Annotated in this window: 15 protein-coding genes; 9 read left to right on the forward strand and 6 right to left on the reverse strand. The window is 38.5% G+C overall.

Going from position 1 to position 20075, the window contains the following annotated elements:
• Positions 1 to 135: 135 nt before the first annotated feature.
• Both OOZ15_RS15820 and OOZ15_RS15825 read right to left on the reverse strand, forming a co-directional pair.
• A complete protein-coding gene (locus OOZ15_RS15820) occupies positions 136 to 579 on the reverse strand; it encodes a thioredoxin family protein (protein ID WP_265957411.1) in 444 nt (147 codons plus the stop codon).
• 44 nt (positions 580 to 623) lie between these two features.
• Positions 624 to 947, reverse strand: coding sequence for a YbaB/EbfC family nucleoid-associated protein (locus OOZ15_RS15825; RefSeq protein WP_265957412.1), 324 nt, complete (start codon positions 945 to 947; stop codon positions 624 to 626).
• Positions 948 to 1090: 143 nt separating this feature from the next.
• Here OOZ15_RS15825 and OOZ15_RS15830 point away from each other — a divergent pair, with 143 nt between their 5' ends.
• The 5 genes from OOZ15_RS15830 to OOZ15_RS15850 all read left to right on the forward strand — a co-directional run bounded on the left by OOZ15_RS15830 (position 1091) and on the right by OOZ15_RS15850 (position 7079).
• On the forward strand, positions 1091 to 3148 hold the full coding sequence (locus tag OOZ15_RS15830) for a S9 family peptidase (protein ID WP_265957413.1): 2058 nt from the start codon (positions 1091 to 1093) through the stop codon (positions 3146 to 3148).
• Positions 3149 to 3219: 71 nt separating this feature from the next.
• Entirely contained in the window at positions 3220 to 4260 is a 1041-nt protein-coding gene (capA, locus tag OOZ15_RS15835; protein ID WP_265957414.1) for a cysteate synthase, read from the forward strand.
• A 223-nt stretch (positions 4261 to 4483) separates the two neighbouring features.
• The gene (locus OOZ15_RS15840; protein ID WP_265957415.1) at positions 4484 to 5344 is read left to right on the forward strand and encodes an SDR family oxidoreductase; all 861 of its coding nucleotides are present in this window, start codon (positions 4484 to 4486) and stop codon (positions 5342 to 5344) included.
• A gap of 89 nt (positions 5345 to 5433) precedes the next feature.
• On the forward strand, positions 5434 to 6696 hold the full coding sequence (gene capB, locus OOZ15_RS15845; protein WP_265957416.1) for a cysteate-C-fatty acyltransferase: 1263 nt from the start codon (positions 5434 to 5436) through the stop codon (positions 6694 to 6696).
• 152 nt (positions 6697 to 6848) lie between these two features.
• Positions 6849 to 7079, forward strand: a complete 231-nt coding sequence (locus tag OOZ15_RS15850; protein ID WP_265957417.1) for an addiction module protein — start codon at positions 6849 to 6851, stop codon at positions 7077 to 7079.
• A 308-nt stretch (positions 7080 to 7387) separates the two neighbouring features.
• Here the strand turns inward: OOZ15_RS15850 and OOZ15_RS15855 are convergent, their stop codons facing one another.
• Together OOZ15_RS15855 and OOZ15_RS15860 are read right to left on the reverse strand one after the other, a co-directional pair.
• The gene (locus OOZ15_RS15855; protein WP_265957418.1) at positions 7388 to 8506 is read right to left on the reverse strand and encodes a GNAT family N-acetyltransferase; all 1119 of its coding nucleotides are present in this window, start codon (positions 8504 to 8506) and stop codon (positions 7388 to 7390) included.
• Between the two features lie 44 nt (positions 8507 to 8550).
• Positions 8551 to 9534, reverse strand: a complete 984-nt coding sequence (locus OOZ15_RS15860) for a transporter (RefSeq protein ID WP_265957419.1) — start codon at positions 9532 to 9534, stop codon at positions 8551 to 8553.
• 375 nt (positions 9535 to 9909) lie between these two features.
• Between OOZ15_RS15860 and OOZ15_RS15865 the strand changes: the two genes are divergently transcribed.
• From OOZ15_RS15865 to OOZ15_RS15880, 4 genes are read left to right on the forward strand one after another with little or no spacing between them, the layout of a single operon-like run.
• Entirely contained in the window at positions 9910 to 10179 is a 270-nt protein-coding gene (locus tag OOZ15_RS15865; RefSeq protein ID WP_265957420.1) for a DUF4834 family protein, read from the forward strand.
• A gap of 15 nt (positions 10180 to 10194) precedes the next feature.
• Positions 10195 to 12654 carry a glycosyltransferase family protein gene (locus OOZ15_RS15870; protein ID WP_265957421.1) on the forward strand — a complete coding sequence of 820 codons (2460 nt, stop codon included), beginning with the start codon at positions 10195 to 10197 and terminating at the stop codon, positions 12652 to 12654.
• An 8-nt stretch (positions 12655 to 12662) separates the two neighbouring features.
• Entirely contained in the window at positions 12663 to 13934 is a 1272-nt protein-coding gene (locus OOZ15_RS15875; RefSeq protein WP_265957422.1) for a glycosyltransferase family 4 protein, read from the forward strand.
• Between the two features lie 4 nt (positions 13935 to 13938).
• Positions 13939 to 15405 carry an oligosaccharide flippase family protein gene (locus OOZ15_RS15880; RefSeq protein ID WP_265957423.1) on the forward strand — a complete coding sequence of 489 codons (1467 nt, stop codon included), beginning with the start codon at positions 13939 to 13941 and terminating at the stop codon, positions 15403 to 15405.
• A gap of 45 nt (positions 15406 to 15450) precedes the next feature.
• On the opposite strand, the gene OOZ15_RS15885 is transcribed toward OOZ15_RS15880, so the two are convergent.
• A complete protein-coding gene (locus OOZ15_RS15885; RefSeq protein ID WP_265957424.1) occupies positions 15451 to 16701 on the reverse strand; it encodes a hypothetical protein in 1251 nt (416 codons plus the stop codon).
• A gap of 372 nt (positions 16702 to 17073) precedes the next feature.
• Positions 17074 to 19851, reverse strand: coding sequence for an excinuclease ABC subunit UvrA (gene uvrA, locus OOZ15_RS15890; RefSeq protein WP_265957425.1), 2778 nt, complete (start codon positions 19849 to 19851; stop codon positions 17074 to 17076).
• Positions 19852 to 20075 lie beyond the last annotated feature (224 nt).

Raw genomic sequence — 20075 nt, forward strand, 5'->3', positions numbered from 1 at the left:
GTAAACAGAAGAACAGAATTCAGATTGATAAATAACTAATATCAACTCAGGATTATAAATATGAAAAGAGCCGCAATCTGTGGCTCTTTTTGTTTTTATCAACTGATTGTAGAACTAACCGTTAGATTTCAGTTACTACTTATATTTTTCGATAATTTCAAAATAATTACTCGGATCTCTCAGGGAGTTATAACCGGAAACCTCATCCATTTTCTTTCCGCGATGATTAAGGAAAACCATTTTCGGGAAAACTTTTTCCTCATTATATTCTCCAAGCATTTTTCGGTTTTTCTTAAGTTGTTCGGGAGTTATAATGTCAATTCTTCTTGGTATATCCACTTTTACCAAAACGTAGTTTTCAGACAATTTTGCGAATCTGTCACTGTCAAATAAATCCTCTTTTAGCATTTTACACGGACTGCACCAATCGCTTCCCGTAAAATACATCAGGATATTCTTATTCTCTTTTTTAGCTATATGTTTAGCCTCAGAGATATCAGTAAGCCATTCAACATTATTACTTGTTGTAGTATTTATATTGAATAGGACTAAAAAGAAAAAAGGAACTATAAATTTCATCTTTTTCGTTTTTCTGGTTACAAAGTAACAAATTCTAGGCCAAACTATTTAAACATGTCCATTCCGGGGATGTTGGGCATCCCTTCTTTGGCCACTGCTCCCAGCTCCGCTTCGTTTATTTTTGTCGCTTTTTCGATGGCTTTGTTGATGTGTAATACCAAATAATCCTCCAGTTGTTCTTTATCCTGCAACAACTCGTCAGACAGGGTAACGGATTTCAATTCCCTGTTGGCCGTCATGGTGACAGATATAAGCTTGTCATTGCTTTCCTCTGCTACGGTTATTGTATCCAGCCGTTTTTTTGTTTCCTCAATTTTTTGTTGGGTTTCTTTAAGTTTTCCCATCATTCCCATTAGGTCTCCAAACATAACTCACTAATTTTTTTATCTCGGTAAAATTACTAATTTAGGTGTAATTATTCCTAAAATTAATATAAATGAATTTACGCTCTTCTATTCTTGTCCTATGTGTTATTTTTGCGGCTTCCTGCAAAAAGAAAGACAAAAACACTATGAAACACATCATACCTCCAACAGCAGAAAAAAAACCTGTTAACCTGGAAAAGCATGGAGATATCAGAGTAGATGATTATTATTGGCTGAACGAAAGGGAGAATCCTGAAGTGATCGATTATCTGGAAAGGGAAAATGCCTATTACGATCAAATGACAGCCCATACCAATGACTTTAAGGAGGCTTTGTTTAAGGAAATGAAAGGGCGCATCAAGGAAGATGACGAGTCAGTTCCGTATAAATACAACGGCTATTGGTACATTACTAAATATGAAGAAGGAAAAGACTATCCCATATATATCAGAAAAAAAGATGGAGAAGGAGCCGAAGAAGAGGTGATGTTCGACTGCAACGAAATGGCTGAGGGCTATTCCTATTTTAATTTAAGGGGAATCAACATCAGTCCGGACAACAAATTAGCCGCTTTTGGGGTGGACACGCTCAGTAGAAGAAAATATACCATCAGAATAAAAAATCTGGAAACGGGCGAGATTTATCCGGCTACGATAGAAAACACCACGGCAGGGAGTACATGGGCAAATGACAATAAAACCTTGTTCTATACCCGAAAAGATCCTCAAACCCTACGCTCAGATAAGGTTTACAAGCATGTTTTAGGAACTGATGTCACTGAAGACGAATTGGTTTATCACGAAGAGGATGAAACTTTTAGCGCTTTTGTTTATAAGACGAAATCCAGAAAATACATCGTTTTTGGGTCGGGCAGCACTTTAACATCAGAATACAGTATTTTGGATGCCGATAGTCCTGATGATGAGCTTAAGGTCTTTCAACCAAGGGAAAGAGGCCTGGAATACAATATTGCCCATTATGAAGACTCATTTTATGTGATTACCAATGCCGACAAGGCGACCAATTTTAAATTGATGAAAACCCCAGTGGAAAAGACCACTAAGGAAAACTGGGAAGAAGTGATTCCACACAGGGAAAATGTGTTACTGGAAGATATCGATATCTTTATGGATTACCTGGTGGTGAGTGAGCGAAGCAATGGTTTGAACAAAATAAAAGTAAAACCTTGGGATGGAAGTGATGAATATTTCATTCCGTTCGACAACGAAACCTACACCGCTTTTCCTTCTACCAATCTGGAATTTGATACCAATACACTTCGTTATGTGTACAATTCCTTGACCACACCGGCTAGTACAATCGATTTTAACATGGTTACCAAGGAGAAAGTGGTAAAAAAGGAACAGGAAGTCCTGGGAGGAAAGTTTGATAAAGACAATTATACCTCTGAGCGTGTGTGGGCAAAAGCTGCGGATGGAACTATGATCCCAATTTCCATGGTCTATAAGAAAGGGATAAAGAAAAATGGCAAGAATCCGTTGTTGTTATACGGTTACGGTTCTTATGGAGCTACAATAGACCCGTATTTCTCTTCGGTACGTTTGTCTTTGTTGGATCGTGGCTTTATCTATGCGATAGCCCATATCAGAGGAGGGGAGTACCTTGGACGAAATTGGTATGAAAATGGCAAGTTAATGACAAAAAAGAATACGTTTACTGATTTTGTGGATTGTTCTAAGTTTTTGGTTGAAGGAAATTATACCTCAGAAGAGCATTTATATGCCATGGGAGGCTCAGCCGGAGGTTTGTTGATGGGAGCTGTGATCAATATTGCTCCGGAGCTTTATAACGGTGTGATCGCTGCTGTTCCATTTGTGGATGTGGTAACAACCATGCTGGACGAATCCATTCCGTTAACAACTTCGGAATATGACGAATGGGGGAATCCGAACAATAAAGAATATTACCATTATATCAAATCCTATTCACCATATGATAATGTGGAAACCAAAGAATACCCAAACTTATTTGTAACAACAGGGTTACACGATTCTCAAGTGCAGTATTGGGAACCGGCAAAGTGGGTGGCAAAGTTAAGAAATGTTAAAAAAGGCGATAATCAGCTCTTGTTTCATATTAATATGGATGCCGGTCATGGTGGGGCTTCAGGGAGATTTGAAGCTTTAAAAGAAGTCGCAGAAGAATATGCCTTTCTATTGGATTTAGAAGGAATTCAGGAGTGATTAAAAAAAAAGTAATTAAATTTGCAAGGTTTGAAGTAATTCATAACAAATTTGTATCTAACCAAATTTCTATGGAACAAAAGATAAAAGCTTACAACAATGTTTTAGATTTAATAGGAGATACTCCTTTACTAAAACTAAGCAAAATAACCCAAAATCTTACTGGTAATTTCTACGCTAAAGTAGAAGCTTTTAATCCGGGTCATTCAAGTAAAGACCGAATAGCACTTCACATTATTGAAGAGGCTGAAAGAAGAGGTCTTTTAAAACCGGGAGATACAATTATTGAAACCACATCGGGAAACACAGGTTTCAGCATCGCTATGGTCAGTGTGATCAAAGGTTATGAGTGCATACTTGCTGTAAGTTCCAAATCCTCAAAAGATAAAATCGATATGCTCCGTTCTATGGGAGCCAAAGTATATGTTTGTCCGGCACATGTTAGTGCAGACGATCCAAGGTCGTATTATCAGGTAGCGAGAAGAATTCATGAGGAAATGAAAGGCTCTATCTATATCAATCAGTATTTTAACCAATTGAATATGGATGCGCATTATCAAACCACAGGACCTGAAATATGGAAGCAAACCGGTGGACAACTCACGCATTTAATCGCATGTAGCGGTACCGGGGGAACTATTTCCGGAACAGGGCGTTATTTAAAGGAAAAAAATCCAAACATCAAGATAATAGGTGTTGATGCCTATGGTTCTGTACTGAAAAAATATCACGAAACCCGGGAATTTGATTCAGAAGAGATTTATCCGTACCGCATCGAAGGTTTAGGGAAAAACCTGATTCCTGCTGCAACAGATTTTGATGTGATCAATAAGTTTGTTAAAGTAACCGATGAGGAAAGTGCTCATACCGCAAGGGAGATTTCTAAAACAGAAGGCTGTTTTGTGGGATATACCAGTGGCGCAGTGATGCAAGCGGTAAAACAATTGGATAAAGAGAGCGAATTTTCTAAGGATAGCAATATCGTTATGATCTTCCCGGATCACGGTTCGCGTTATATGAGCAAGATCTACAGTGATGGCTGGATGCAAGCGCAAGGATTTTTTGATTCTGTCAACACAGAAGAAACTCAAAAAATAGAATATATAAAGTAGTTCACCTTGGGCACGAGGCATTACGTTGACTGCCCTTATGTGTTTTCAATACATTTCCAAACCCTAAAAAAAAGGTATATCCGTTTTTACCGAGTCAGTCGGGATTACTTTCCAACCTACCATTACCGATCCAACTGCGGGAAATACCAAAAAAGCCATAAAGGAATTGGAAAGAATGAACTAATACAATACCTTTCTGATCATTCAAGGAAAAATTTAATAAATGAAGAATATATTGATCACCGGAGTATCATCCGGTATTGGGTATGCAACCGCTAAACTTTTTTTAGATAAAGGGTTTAGGGTGTTTGGAAGCGTACGCAAACAAACTGATGCCGATGTGTTGACAAAAGAATTGGGTGAGCATTTTCATCCGTTGCTTTTCGACGTAACTGATGAAAAAGCCATCAAAGAAGCCTTAAAAGAAGTGGAAAGTGTTCTTGGAGATGCACCACTTGATTGTTTGGTGAATAATGCAGGAGTGTCTGTAAACGGACCTTTGGCTTATATCCCGCTTGATGAATTTTCCAATCAGCTGGATATAAATGTGATAGGAGTTATGAGGGTTACGCAAACTTTTTTACCTTTATTGGGATTTAATAACAACAAACCCAAGGGTAGGATCGTTAACATAAGCAGTGGTTCAGGAAGAGTTACCCGACCGTTTATGGCGCCCTATTCGGCTTCAAAATATGCTGTTGAAGCCATTTCTGATGGCTTGAGAAGGGAATTGCTCGATTTTGGGATCGATGTTACGGTTATAGAGCCGGGTCCAATTAAATCAGAAATATGGAACAAGGCTAAAGCCGATGCTGGAACACAAGTAGATAAATATAAAGACACGCCTTATGGGGAGATTTATACTCATATGAATAAGGTTGTAAAGCAGATGGAAAGCAACGCGCTGGATGCAAGTGAGGTAGCAACTTTGATTTATGGAATAACTGAAGGAAAAAAGAAAAAGACCCGATATTTGGTCGCTCCAAAAAAATGGTTATTTTGGTTGGCGATCCATGTACTGCCGGACAAGTTTTTGGACAAAATGTTTCAAATGCAATTCAAGAAGCTGGTAGAAGAAAAGTGAAAAGTTTATGATAAAAGCTTAAATTTAGTTACTTTTGCGTGCTATAAATTTTACATTTATTTCTAAACAAAAAGAAAACCTCCATTTACATGAGAGACTTATTTGATAGGATTATTGAGAACAAAGGGCCATTAGGAAAGTGGGCTTCTCAGGCAGAGGGATATTTTGTTTTTCCGAAGTTGGAAGGACAAATTTCTAACAGAATGAAGTTCAATGGAAAAGAAGTCATTACCTGGAGTATCAATGATTACCTTGGTCTTGCAAATCATCCCGAAGTGCTTAAAGCAGATGCAGCTGCTGCAGCAGAACACGGAGCAGCATACCCGATGGGAGCTAGGATGATGAGTGGGCATACTGACCTTCACGAACAACTACAAAACGAACTGGCGGAATTTGTAGACAAAGAATCTGCTTACTTATTGAACTTTGGTTATCAGGGAATGGTGTCGGCGATTGATGCTTTAGTAACCAAAGATGATATCATTGTTTATGATGTTGATGCACACGCCTGTATTATAGACGGGGTGCGACTCCATATGGGAAAACGCTTTACCTATCAGCACAACGATATGGAAAGTTTGGAAAAGAACTTGGAGCGTGCTACCAAAATGGCCGAACAGACCGGAGGAGGAATTTTAGTGATTTCTGAAGGGGTTTTCGGTATGAGAGGAGAACAAGGCCGTTTAAAGGAAATTATAGCGCTGAAAGAAAAATATACATTCAGATTGTTGGTTGATGATGCTCATGGATTCGGAACCCTTGGTGAAACAGGAGCCGGAGCCGGAGAGGAGCAAGGCGTTCAGGAAGATATCGATGTTTATTTTGCCACTTTTGCAAAGTCAATGGCGGGAATCGGTGCGTTTTTGGCCGGAGATAAAGAAGTGATCGACTATTTGAAATACAATTTACGTTCTCAAATGTTCGCAAAATCATTGCCGATGATTTACGTAAAAGGGGCTTTAAAGCGTTTGGAAATGCTGAGAAACATGCCTGAACTTAAAGCGAAGTTGTGGGAGAATGTAAATGCGCTTCAAAACGGACTTAAAGAAAGAGGTTTTGATATAGGAACTACACAAAGTTGTGTGACACCTGTTTACCTTAACGGAAGTATCCCGGAAGCCATGGCTTTAGTAAAAGATCTTAGGGAGAATTATGGGGTTTTCTGCTCGATAGTAGTATATCCGGTGATTCCAAAAGGATTGATCTTGTTGAGAATGATCCCAACAGCTACCCATACTATGGAAGATATTGAAGCTACGCTTGAAGCATTTTCAGCGATCAGGGATCGTTTGGAAAACGGAACCTACAAACGTCTTTCAGCAGCTGTAGAAGCCGCTATGGGCGATAAATAATTGAAACAGAACATGTCAATATAGAAAAATCCGCTTTTTAGCGGATTTTTTGTTTTTTCGGGTATATAGATTTATAAGATTAACGGTGTATTTGGATAGTAGGTAATTAATAATTTAAAAATAATGCTAACTTTGATATAAACGGCAGAATTATGAGTACTCAAGTAATACAAGATGACAACGGTAAGCCAACTGGTGTTTATATTCCTATTAAGGATTGGGAAAAAATAAAAATGCTGTATCCGGGAATTGAACAATTTGATGACGATTTACCGCAATGGGAAAAAGAACTTATCGATCAACGTTTGGCAACGATAGCCGAAAATCCTGAGAAGTTACAACCTATTGAGTCTTTATTTGCCGAATTAAAGCGTGAGATATAAATGTACAAAGTGCTATATTTTGATGAGGTTTTTACCGATATTCAAGATGCTAAAATCTGGTATAAAGAACAGTAAGAGGGATTAGAGAAGCGTTTTGCGTTGGCTATTCTCAAAATTATTAAAATGCCTACGGTTTATTCCATTCGTTACAAAAACATAAGAATAGCTCATCCGAAAATTTTTCCATATAATATTCACTTCTACATTGACGAATCTGTAAAAACGATTGTCATTATCGGTATTGTGCATAATAAACGACAAGATACCGTGGATTTAAATAGGATTTCAGAATAAATTTAAGATAAACCCTACAACTCCTTCCTATATGTCCGCCATTTCTTGATAAGCTGTGGATTGTAGTCTTTCCAAAGAGCTTGTACTTGGTTGTTGGTTTCCAATTCCGGATTGGTTTCTAAAGTTGTAATGCCCCTTTTTACAAAAACCTCATAACATTTGTGGAAAATAATGGCGGTAAGTCCTTTCCGCATATATTCTGGCGCAACGCCAATGAGTAGTAATGTAGCTTTAGCATTTTTCTTTTGTGCTTTCAACAAATGATAAAACCCAAAAGGGAAAAGTTTGCCTTTTGCTTTTTGTAAAGCCTTGGAAAAAGAAGGCATTATGACGGAAAAACCGACTAATTCTCCATTTTCATCAGCAATGAGATTGACGAAATCCGGATCGAGGAATTTGAGGTATTTGTCCTTGTAATGTTCAACTTGATAGGGTTTGATGGGAGTAAAGGACTCCAGGTGTTTATACGAACGGTTCATCAAATCAAAAATATCTTTAGCATAGGGGAGAAGTGCCTTGGTGTTGGGCAGATCAATGACCTTAAGTTTGAATTTCTTTGTTAGCAAATTGGAGAATTTGACTAATTTTTCAGGGACTTCAAGGGGTACCATGATTTCAAACTCTTTCCAATCGACTTCCTTTTTAAAACCAACCTGCTCTATATGCTTGGGATAGTAGGGATAGTTGTAGTTGGTAGGCATGCTGCCAATACGATCAAATCCTTCAATCAGCATTCCTGCTTTGTCCATATTGGAAAAACCTGCCGGGCCTTCTACATATTCCAATCGGTTTTGTTTTCCGATCTCAAAAACCTTGTCAAATAGCGCTTTCGTAACATCTACATCGTCTATCGCGTCAAACCAACCAAACCTAAGTTTGCTTTTACCCTGATTTTTCACCTCATTCCAATTGATAATCGCACAAACCCTTCCTGCAATTTTATTGTCTTTATAAGCGAGGAAAAAATAAGCGTCAGCATCTTTATAAGCCGGGTTTTTGTCTTCATCAAAATTAGCCAGCTCTTCTTTGATAATGGGTGGAACCCAGTTTTCGGAATTCTTATAGAGTCTAAACGGAAATTTAACAAACTGTTGTAACTGTTTCTTTGTAGTTACTTGTTTTATCTCAATCATAGATTTTTTGATTCGTTATTTTGATTTTTGGGGAGGGTTGTCTATCACTCCTGATTTTGGTCAATTTCTTCAAAAGGATTTTCCTTGTTTTTCTTGCCTCCAAACAATCCTTTTAAAAACCCTTTCTTCTCTCCGGAAAATTCATCTGTGGATTTCCATTTATCTTGATGAAAATCCAATCGATAGGAGAGTCCTGCTGCTCCAAAAAACCGTGAAGGCGTATCTTTTATGTTAACACCCATAGAGATATCAACTTGCATATTGTCACCAAACAACCGGGCTGCTCCGCCTCTAAAGACACCATCACCATAGGCATCACTTTTAAAGCCTTGGTGTTCTATAAAAACGGAATATCTCGGATCGGGCAGGGCATGTGTTAGTGTCATAACATAGTTGAATATGGGATCGTCTGAAGTAAACTTATCATATATAAAATTCATCACCAACACCCAATTTGCGCCAAGATGATTTTGAGTAGCAACCATTACTTTTGGGGTTACGGTGGGCTCGTCCGGATAAAACGGATTGTCGCCAAGGTTGAAATTAGCTCCGGCATAAACAGCTACAGCGGGGATCAAATCACGCCATTGCACATAGTTGTTAGCTTTCCAGCTGTATAAATTAGGTTTGTTCTTTTCAGGATTTCTAAAAGGGTCAAATACCAAGTATTTGGCTCCGATGGTGTTTTTGGTAAAATTACTCCGACTGTATTCCGCCGAAGGCGATGTGGAAAGATCAGTTATATTTTCTTTGGTATAAGTTCCGTCAACAATAAGTTCGAGTTGCTCAAAAAGGAAGCCGTATCGAATAACATAGTCCATACCATAACGATTACCTTCAGTCTCAAAACCTGAGTGATCCCTACGTTCATAATAAAATCCGGCTTCGCCTTGTATCACTTTGGTTCCAACAGCAAAAGCACTGTAGGATGCCCCGGGTCTGTTTGAATTGATGATTTCGGTATACTGGGAGCGCACTTGTAGGCTTGTTAGTGACAGGATAGTGATGAGGCAGAAAAACTTATTCATATCAAAATCAGGTTTTATTCAACGAAAATAATTTTTTTAAGGCAAATCAGACTATAAAGATCGTGAAAAATATATTATCGGCTATTGATTCAAGGTTTATGGTTTAATATTCAAGGGTTTTTTGATTTTGTCTACCCCTGTGTGGATCTGTCAGGTTTTGAAAACCTGAGGAAGTTTCAAAGGGTAACCAACACCCAAAAAAGTATAATAATATCGGGTTTTACGGGATTTTATTATTTTTTTAAGGGATAAAATCCGGTTTTAAGCCCAATGTATTGTATTTTTGAATTATTAATCAACTACCTCGGGGCAAGCCTATGAGGTATTCAAACAAATAAATAAAACCCACTTAGTGGGATTCAAAAGAAACGATTTATGCAGTTATTAAGAACCATATTGATCATACTTCTTGTCTATTACGGCATCAAGATATTGTCACGTTTATTTGGGCCTTATCTGATGAAATATGCCTCTAAAAAGATGGAGAAGAAATTTAGCGAGAAATTCGGACAACAATATCAGAAACAACAAGAACCGGTTTATAAAGAAGGAGAAACGGTAATTGATAAAAAACCGGGCAATTCACAAAACGAAAAATCCTCTGAAAAAGTTGGAGAATATATCGAATTTGAGGAAATTGACTAACCTAAATCCGTATTAATGACTGACCAATTGAAAAGAATATGGCCACATGCTGTGGTTTTTTTAGTTTTTATCCTTGCCTCTTTAGTCTATTTCTCGCCGGTTCTTCAAGGAAAAAAGATCTTCCAAAGCGATATTGTTCAATATATCGGGATGTCTGAAGAGCGTGATAACTACAAAGAACAAACAGGGGAGGAATCCTATTGGACCAACAGTGCGTTTGGTGGGATGCCTACCTATCAACTCGGGGCAAACTATCCGCATAACTATATCAAAAAACTAGATAAAACGATTCGTTTTTTACCAAGACCTGCCGATTATCTATTCTTATATTTTATAGGATTTTATGTCTTGCTTCTGGTCTTGAAAGTAGACTGGAAACTGGCAGCTATAGGAGCGCTGGCCTTTGGTTTTTCTACCTATCTGATCAGTATTCTAGGGGTAGGACATAACGCTAAGGCGCATGCAGTAGGGTATTTCCCTTTTGTGTTGGCAGGGATTGTGTTGGCTTTCAGAAAAAAATATGTGGTTGGATTTTTATTGACGGCCTTTGCCATGGCTTTGGAAATTGGTGCAAATCACGTTCAGATGACTTATTATTTGTTGCTCTTGGTCTTGGTGATGGGCATAGTGTATCTTATCGACGCATTTAAAAAGAAAGAATTATCTCATTTTTTCAAAACTGTAGGAATTCTTGCGGTAGCTGTGGTTTTGGCTATTGCGACCAACGCGACGAATTTGATGGCTACACAGGAATATGCACAGTGGAGTACGAGGGGGGAAAGTGAACTGACCATCAATCCGGATGGTATGCCTAAAGAGCAGACCAGTGGCTTGGATAAAGAATACATTACACAATATAGTTACGGACTATTCGAATCTTTAAATCTTTATATTCCGAGACTGACAGGTGGAGGAACCGACGAAGATCTGGGAGATAATTCGAGCACCTATCAATATTTGGTGAATCAAGGCGTGCCAGCCAATCAGGCGCAGGAATTTGTGAAAGGCCAAGCCTCCAGAATGATGTACTGGGGCGATCAACCTATTGTAGCTGCTCCGTTTTATATCGGTGCAGTGGTTATTTTCTTGTTCATCATGAGCTTGTTTTTGGTGGTAGGAAAGCTGAAATGGTGGCTCCTTGGAGGAACTGTGCTTTCTCTGGCCTTGTCCTGGGGGAAGCATTTTGGGATTCTAACCGATCTAATGATTGATTATTTCCCCATGTACAACAAATTTCGGGCGGTAACTTCAATTCAAGTGATACTTCAACTGTGTGTTCCCGTGTTGGCTGTACTCGGACTCCAACGCCTGTTTAACAATAAAATTGATAAAAATGAAAAGCTAAAAGCCTTAAAATGGTCGGCTATCGTTGCTTTGGGAATGATTGTATTGCTTTTTGTTTTTAAAGGAACATTGGACTTTTCCCATGCTAATGATGCTTATTACCGTCAGCAGTTTGATGAAATGGGACTGAACCAATTGATGGCTAAAATTAAAGAAGACAGGATGTCGCTGTACAACAAAGATTTGTTCAGGAATTTTGTTTTGGTGGCTATTGCTGCGGGACTATTGTGGTTATTTATTAAAGAAAAACTTAAGCAAAACTACCTGATTATCGCTATCGGACTATTATTTCTGATCGATCTTGTAGGCGTGGATAAACAATATGTAAACGATGATAGTTTTGTAACAGCAAGGATGTTGGATACCCCTTTCCAAGCATCAGCTGTGGATAAGCAAATCCTTGGAGATAAAGGATATTACAGGGTTTTTAATACTTCGGAAGGCGTTAACGGAGCGAGTACTTCCTTTTATCATAAATCTATAGGTGGATATCATGCGGCAAAACCAAAACGTTTACAAGATTTGTTTGAATATCAGATCGCGAACAACAATGTCGGTGTCTTGAATATGCTGAATGTAAAATACATTATCCGTCCGAATGACAAAGGTCAATTGTACCCTGCAAACAATCCTTATGCAAACGGTCCGGCATGGTTTGTTGAGAAGTTGATTCCGGTGAACAATGCGGATGAAGAAATGCAGGCTTTGGACAGTCTGAATGTAAAAACGGAAGCTGTTTTTGATCAAAATAAATTCAATGATGTTGATGGGGCACAATTTACAGTAGATTCAACAGCAACCATCGAACTCACGGAATACGAACCCAATCGATTGACCTACAAATCGGCTAACTCACAAAAAGGAATTGCTGTTTTTTCAGAGATGTACTATCCGCATGGATGGAAGGTGAGTATCGGCGGACAAGAAGTAGAGGAATTCAGGGCAAATTACGCTTTGCGGGCTTTGGAAATTCCGGCAGGAGCGCATGAAATCACTTTTGTTTTCGATCCGGATGTGGTCAAAAAAGGAAGTAAAATAGCACTTGCGAGTTCGCTTTTGCTAGGTCTTTTATTGTTGGGCGGTATCTTTTATACTTTTAAGAAGAAATCTTCTGAATCAACAGATAAGTAAGCTCCGGCATGAGGAAGGTATTGATCATATGCTATTATTGGCCTCCTGCAGGAGGGCCGGGAGTACAGCGTTGGTTGAATTTTGTAAAATACCTGCCTGAATTTGGGATCGAACCCGTAGTGTATGTTCCTGAAAATCCGCATTACCCGATGGAGGACGCTTCATTTTTGTCTGAAGTGCCCCAAGATTTGAAAGTTATCAAAAAACCGATTGTAGAGCCCTACCGTTGGGCATCTATCTTTTCAAAAAAGAAAACAAAGCAGATTAGTAAGGGGATCATTTCAGCTAAAAAACAATCACTGGTTGAAAAATTGCTTTTGTGGATCCGAGGGAATTTCTTTATCCCCGATGCCAGAAAATATTGGATAAACCCTTCGGTTACTTATTTAAAACCCTTTCTTAAAAAAGAAAAGATCGATACGGTCATTACCACAGGCCCGCCACATAGTTTGCATATCATAGGTTTAAAGCTGAAAGAACAATTGGGAATCAATTGGGTGGTCGATTTTCGAGATCCGTGGACCAATATCGGTTATCATTCTGAATTGAAATTGACGACCTATGCGCAAAAACAACACAAAAAACTGGAAAGAAAAGTGTTGAATATGGCAGACAAGATCATAACCACCAGCTTTACCACCAAAGCGGAATTTGAAAGCATCAGCAAACAACCTATTGAGGTCATTACCAATGGTTTTACAGCACATCAATTAGAAAAAATAAACTTAGATAAAAAGTTTACACTATCACACATAGGTTCTTTGTTATCAGGTCGCAACCCTGAAATTTTATGGGAATCCATCGAGGAATTGATCCGGGAACACAAAACCTTTAAGGATGATGTTCAGTTAAACCTCACCGGTGTGGTTAGTGAAGATGTTTTGGCGAGTATACACAAAGCCGGGTTGGAACCGTATTTAAAATTGTCCGGATATATTTCCCACGAAGAAGCCTTAAAATGTCAACACTCGGCTCAGGTGTTGTTGCTCATCGAGATTGATGCTGAAAAAACACGAGGGATTATCCCCGGAAAACTTTTTGAATACATGGCTGCGGAGCGGCCTATTTTAGCAGTTGGACCAAAAGATTGGGATGTCGAGCGTATATTAAAAGAAACAAATACAGGGGCATATTTTGCTTATCAGGATAAGGAAAGGCTCAAGAAAAAGCTACTTTCCCTGTATGAAGCCTATAAAAATGAGAATTTGTATGTAAATTCATCGGCGATCGATAAGTTTCACCGAAAATCATTGACAAAGCGTTTAGCCGATTTTATTTGAGCTCATGGGGATAGTTATTAAGCAGACTTTTAAGAACACAATCACCACCTACCTCGGTTTTGCCATTGGTGCGGTAAATACCTTGTTTTTATACACCAATTTTTTAACTGATGAATACTACGGACTGGTGGGTTATTTACTTTCAGCGGCAAATGTGATGATGCCCTTGATGGCATTTGGGGTGCAAAACACCTTGGTGAAGTTCTACAGTTCGTATCAAGAGAAAAAAGAACTCCATGCGTTTACGGGCTTTATGTTTCTTCTTCCTTTATTGATGATGATTCCCGTAGGGTTAATTGGTGTTTTGTGCTATGATTGGATCGTTTCCTTATTGACAAAAACCAATACCATTTTAACTCCCTATGTGTGGACGGTTTTTGTGATTGCTTTTTCCATGGCCTATTTTGAAGTGTTTTTTGCATGGGCAAAGGTGCATATGAAATCGGTTTACGGGAATTTCCTGAAGGAAGTCTATCACAGGGCTGTGATTATGGTCTTGCTCCTTTTGGTGTTTTATGGTTATTTGAATGTAATACAGTTCATTTATCTGTTAATGGCGGTCTATTTGTCCAGAATGTTTTTGATGGTAATAAGTGCTTATATGATTAAAAAGCCGGTTTTCACTTTCAAACTGCCCAAAAATTATAACAGTGTTTTAAAATATTCTTTTCTGATTATCCTAACGGGTTCGATTGCGGCTGTTTTACTGGATATTGACAAGGTAATGCTGGGTCAATTTGAAGCGATTGAAAACATTGCCTACTACAATGTGGCTGTTTTTATAGCAGTGGTCATTGCGGTTCCGGCACGGGCGATGCATCAAATCACATACCCAATCACCAGTAAATTGTTGAACACCGGAAATTCTTCAGAATTGAAAGTGCTCTACAAAAAAAGTTCGATCAATCTTTTTATCATTGGCGGGTTCATCTTTTTACTGATTGTTTTGAATATTAACGAACTCTACAAATTACTGCCGGAGCAATACAGCGGGGGAGTGGTAGTGGTTTTTTTGATTTCACTGGCCAAACTGTTCGACAATCTGATGGGAAACAACAATGCGATTATCTTCAATTCTGATTATTACAGAATGGTGCTGTTCTTTGGAGTATTGTTGGCTGTGCTTACTATAGTGCTGAACATCATTTTTATTCCACTTTGGGGAATTAACGGAGCTGCATTTGCTACTTTTATAGCTTTTGTTATTTACAATACCATCAAACTATATTTTGTGAATGCCAAACTGCACATGCATCCTTTTACGTGGAAAACATTGAAGGCGCTTGGCGTGATCGCTTTTCTTCTACTCGTTTTTTATTATTGGAACTTTAACTTCCATCCCATCATAAACATTGTTTTAAAATCAATTTTGATATCAATTTTGTTTGTCGGTGCCATCTACACATTAAAACTTTCCGAAGACATCAACGGACTGATAGGTAAGTATATAAAAAAAGATCCGCGAGAATGATTTCCCACGGATCCCTAACGAACTATTTAACTAACAAACTTAAGTCTATCCTCTATCTCTTGTTCTTGCACTTCTGCTTTTGCTTGAAGAACTCGACTTTGTAGCTTTTCTGTACGTTCTCGCTTTTGAAGCAGAACTACTCATGTTACGCGAGCTACTTCTTTTTACCTTTGCAGAAGGCTGACGTTGAACAGACCTTGATGGTCTTTCTACTCTAGTCGATGATCTTTTTTGCACACTTCTGTTATTGGTGCTAGGTCTGTTTACTCTTGCTTTTGTGCTAGACTTTTTTGTTGCTCGTGTAGGAGTCTTTATAGTCCTGCTTTTAGAGTTTGCCCTAGTCTGTGCGGGAGTTTTTCTCACACTGGTCCTGTTATCCATACTTGTACTTTTTGAAGTACGTGCCTTACTACGGCTGTTGTTCGGACTGAAACTAGTACGTGTTCTGGCGCTGTTACGTGCTTCAGTGTTGTTGCCGGCACGGTTTTCAGAACGAACACTATTACGTGTTCTGGCACTGTTGTTTCTGGCAGTGGCCGATCTAGTGTTGTTACTTCTCAAACTTCTGTTACGTATATTGCTTATAGTAGCATTATCTCTTCTTCTTACCACACGTCTATCGTTTCTATAAATCGATCTTCGTGAGTTGTTTTCCTTATAGTGATACGTTCTACCTACATTGGCATAAGCCCTTCTGCGATTGTTTCTGTAAGGTTTGTAGTATGTATATCTATAAGGTGTGTAATACCTTCTGTAAGGTCTGTTGTAGACCATGCAGAATCCAATTCTCGGTCTCACAAAAAACCTGTGGAATGGTCTGTATACATACCCTCTGTTATATATGTTGATATAACCGCTAAAGTGTGAAAACGCAACACCGTTGTAATAAACATGAAGTCCACCTACACGATATACACGGTTATGTCTATAAAGGATATCAACTCTTCCGATCCTTGACACACGTCCGTAAAAGTCATAATAAATAGGTGTGTTTTCAACTTGAATCACCGCTCCATAATCGTCATACTGAACATAGGGGTCATAATATCCGTGACCGGAATTAAAACTGATATTTACATTTCCTGTGCGGATGTCTGCTCCAAAATAGGAAGGGTTGTCGATATAAAAATCGAATTCACCATCAGGATATACTGAAAATGTAACTCCATCTTCAACAAATATAATTGAGTTTCCATACCTGGGAGTCAGCATTTCTATATTCTTCTCATTAGTTCCTGCGATACTTGTAAAAGTACCTAAGAACACTGCTATCGTTAAAATAATTAATCGCTTCATAATTTCTAGGGTTTAATATAAAATCACATAAATATGATTTTCACTCTATAAGGTTCAAACTCTGTGCCAAAAAATAAAATTGAGTTCAATGGTGTTTATATATAACTGATTATTAGTTAATTATATGTTTGTTGCTTTTATATAAAGAAAACCTCGATATTTTGAAAAAGATCAAGGTCACGAGGTTTTCTTAACTAACCAACCAAAAAATTCAACTGTATAAAGAACTATGATGTTTCAGTTGATGTTCAACTGAAAAAGTTCATCAGGTAAATTTCATCTTAATTATGTGTGATGAGATTTACTGTTTAATATAACTCAAACAGCATGCCAAAAATGTATTTATCGCTTGAAAGGTAGGCTGTGTAGGGCTTAAAGTTTAGACTTTAAATAATGCCCGGTATGGCTCTTTTTTACTTTTACGACTTGTTCAGGAGTTCCTGAAGCGACTAGATTTCCGCCTTTTTCACCACCATCAGGACCGAGATCAATAATATGGTCAGCACATTTTATCAGATCTAGGTTGTGCTCAATTACAATAATGGAATGTCCGTTTTCCAACAGGGCATCAAAAGATTTCAACAGTTTTTTGATATCGTGGAAGTGGAGTCCGGTTGTCGGTTCATCAAAAATAAAGAGGGTTTTGTTTTTTGTTTGACCCTTTACCAAAAAGGAAGCTAGTTTTATACGCTGTGCCTCGCCACCGGAAAGGGTAGAGGATGATTGTCCGAGTGTGACATATCCCAAACCTACATCTTGCAAAGGTTTTAGTTTGCCCGTGATTTTTGTTTGTTTGTGTTTGTTGAAGAAGTCCACCGCATCGTCGATAGTCATATTCAAAACATTGTCGATGTTCTTTTCTTCAAATTTTACTTCAAGAATCTCTTTTTTGAAACGTTTTCCGTTGCAGGTTTCACATTCTAGATGTACATCGGCCATAAATTGCATTTCGATAGTCACTTCACCTTCACCTTTACAGGTTTCACAACGTCCGCCATCTACATTAAAAGAGAAGTGTTTCGGTTGATATCCCCGGATTTTTGATAGTTTTTGCTTGGAAAAAAGTGCTCTGATATCGTCATAAGCCTTAATATAGGTCACCGGATTGGACCTTGAAGAACGCCCAATCGGATTTTGATCGATAAACTCTACACTGGAGAGGTTGCTGTATTTTCCATCAATCTTTGTGAACTGCCCGGCTTTTTCGCCATAACCACCGGTTTCTTTTAGAATGGCCGGATATAATATTTTTTTCACCAAGGTGCTTTTCCCGCTTCCGGAAACACCGGTCACTACGGTAAACGTATTCAAGGGGAAAGTGACATCAATATTTTGCAGGTTGTTTTCACGACCACCCACAATTTGAATAAAATACTTGCTCGTTCTCCGATTTTTAGGGACGGGGATTTCGTCTTTTCCGTTAAGATAGTTGGCTGTGAGGGTGTTTTTGCTCAGGATGGTATCAAAATCCCCTGTAGCGACCACTTCACCACCCAAAGTCCCTGCTTCGGGACCAATATCGATGATCTCGTCGGCTGCTTTCATGATGTCTTCATCGTGTTCGACCACAATTACCGTATTGCCTAAATTCCGAAGGGATTGAAGCACAGAAATAAGCCTTTCTGTGTCTTTTGGGTGTAAACCTATGCTGGGTTCGTCCAAAATGTACATAGAACCTACCAAGCTACTTCCCAAAGAAGTTGCGAGATTGATACGCTGGGACTCCCCTCCGGAAAGGGTGTTCGATTTTCTGTTGAGGGTCAGGTAATCGAGTCCGACATCAGTCAAAAATTGAACACGATTGTTGATTTCTTTCAGCAATCGCTTTGAAATCGCTTCATCGTTTTTATCGAGTTTAAGCCGGTTAAAGAAATCCTTGAGCCTGTGTAACGGCATGCTTACCAGCTCACTAATGGTTTTATCACCAACTTTCACATAATTGGCTTCTTCACGGAGTCGGGCGCCTTTACACAAAGGACATCTGGTCTTTCCGCGATAGCGGGAAAGCATCACCCTGTTTTGGATTTTATAACTTTTTTCTTCCAGCTCAGCAAAAAAATCGGTTAATCCGGTAAAATATTTATTTCCTTTCCAAACCAGCTCCTTTTGTTTTTCAGTAAGATCATACCAAGGTTTGTGAATGGGAAAATCAAATTTATAGGCATTGTTGACCAATTGATCCCGAAACCAGCTCATGCTATCACCACGCCAAGCGAAAATGGCATTCTCATAGATAGAAAGTGCTGTATTGGGAACAATAAGATCTTCGTCCAAACCGATCACATCCCCATAGCCTTCACATTTCGGACAAGCCCCGTATGGATTGTTAAAACTGAACAAATGAACGTTGGGTTCCGGGAATTGAATACCATCCAATTCAAATTTATTGCTGAATGTAGTTTGTTGCTTGTTTTCCAGATTTTCGATGATGCATTTGCCTTTACCTTCAAAGAAGGAAGTATCAACAGCATCGGCAAGACGATTGTAGAAGTCTTCGTCGTTTTTGACGATGATTCGATCCACCACCAAAAAGAAATCGTGCTCTATTTCTTCTTCAATTTCATCAATGCGAAGCACTTGATTCTTATATTTAATACGCGCGTACCCTTGTTGGGAAAGGATTTCGAGTGTTTTTAAAACGTTTCGTTCTTCAGGAATATGAACAGGAGCCAACAATAAGAGTTTGCTACGCTCTTCAAAAGTCTTTACAAAATTGATCACATCGCTCACAGTGTGCTTCCTGACTTCCTTTCCCGATACCGGAGAAAAGGTCTTACCAATACGAGCGTACAGCAACTTTAAATAATCATAAATCTCTGTTGTGGTACCGACGGTAGATCGCGGGTTGGTAGAGTTGACTTTCTGTTCGATAGCTATGGCAGGGGCGATCCCTTTGATATAATCCACCTTAGGTTTGTTGAGCCTCCCGAGGAATTGCCGTGCGTATGATGATAAGCTTTCTACATACCTGCGTTGCCCTTCGGCATAAAGTGTATCAAAAGCTAAAGAAGATTTCCCACTTCCCGAAAGTCCGGTTATGACCACCAATTTGTTTCTTGGGATAATAACATTGATGTTTTTCAGGTTGTGGAGTTTAGCTCCTTTTATTATGATGTTTTCCTTTGGATTTACAGTGGTGATGTCTGTCATAGCGTTAAAACAAACCACAAAGATAACAATCTAATGCCAGCTATTGAAACGGACTTAAAAAAGAAAAATTATGATTTTTACCTAAAAAATTATTTTGTTTTTCATAAAAAATATTATATTTGATTGCTATCAACTCAATAAATGAACGCCTATACAATAAAATTACTTTATAAATTAATGTATTAAAGAGTTGCTTTCGGGCAACCTCAATTTGTTTATTAAAA

Origin of the sequence: Galbibacter kalidii, assembly GCF_026241135.1 — a bacterium.
Lineage (GTDB): Bacteria > Bacteroidota > Bacteroidia > Flavobacteriales > Flavobacteriaceae > Galbibacter.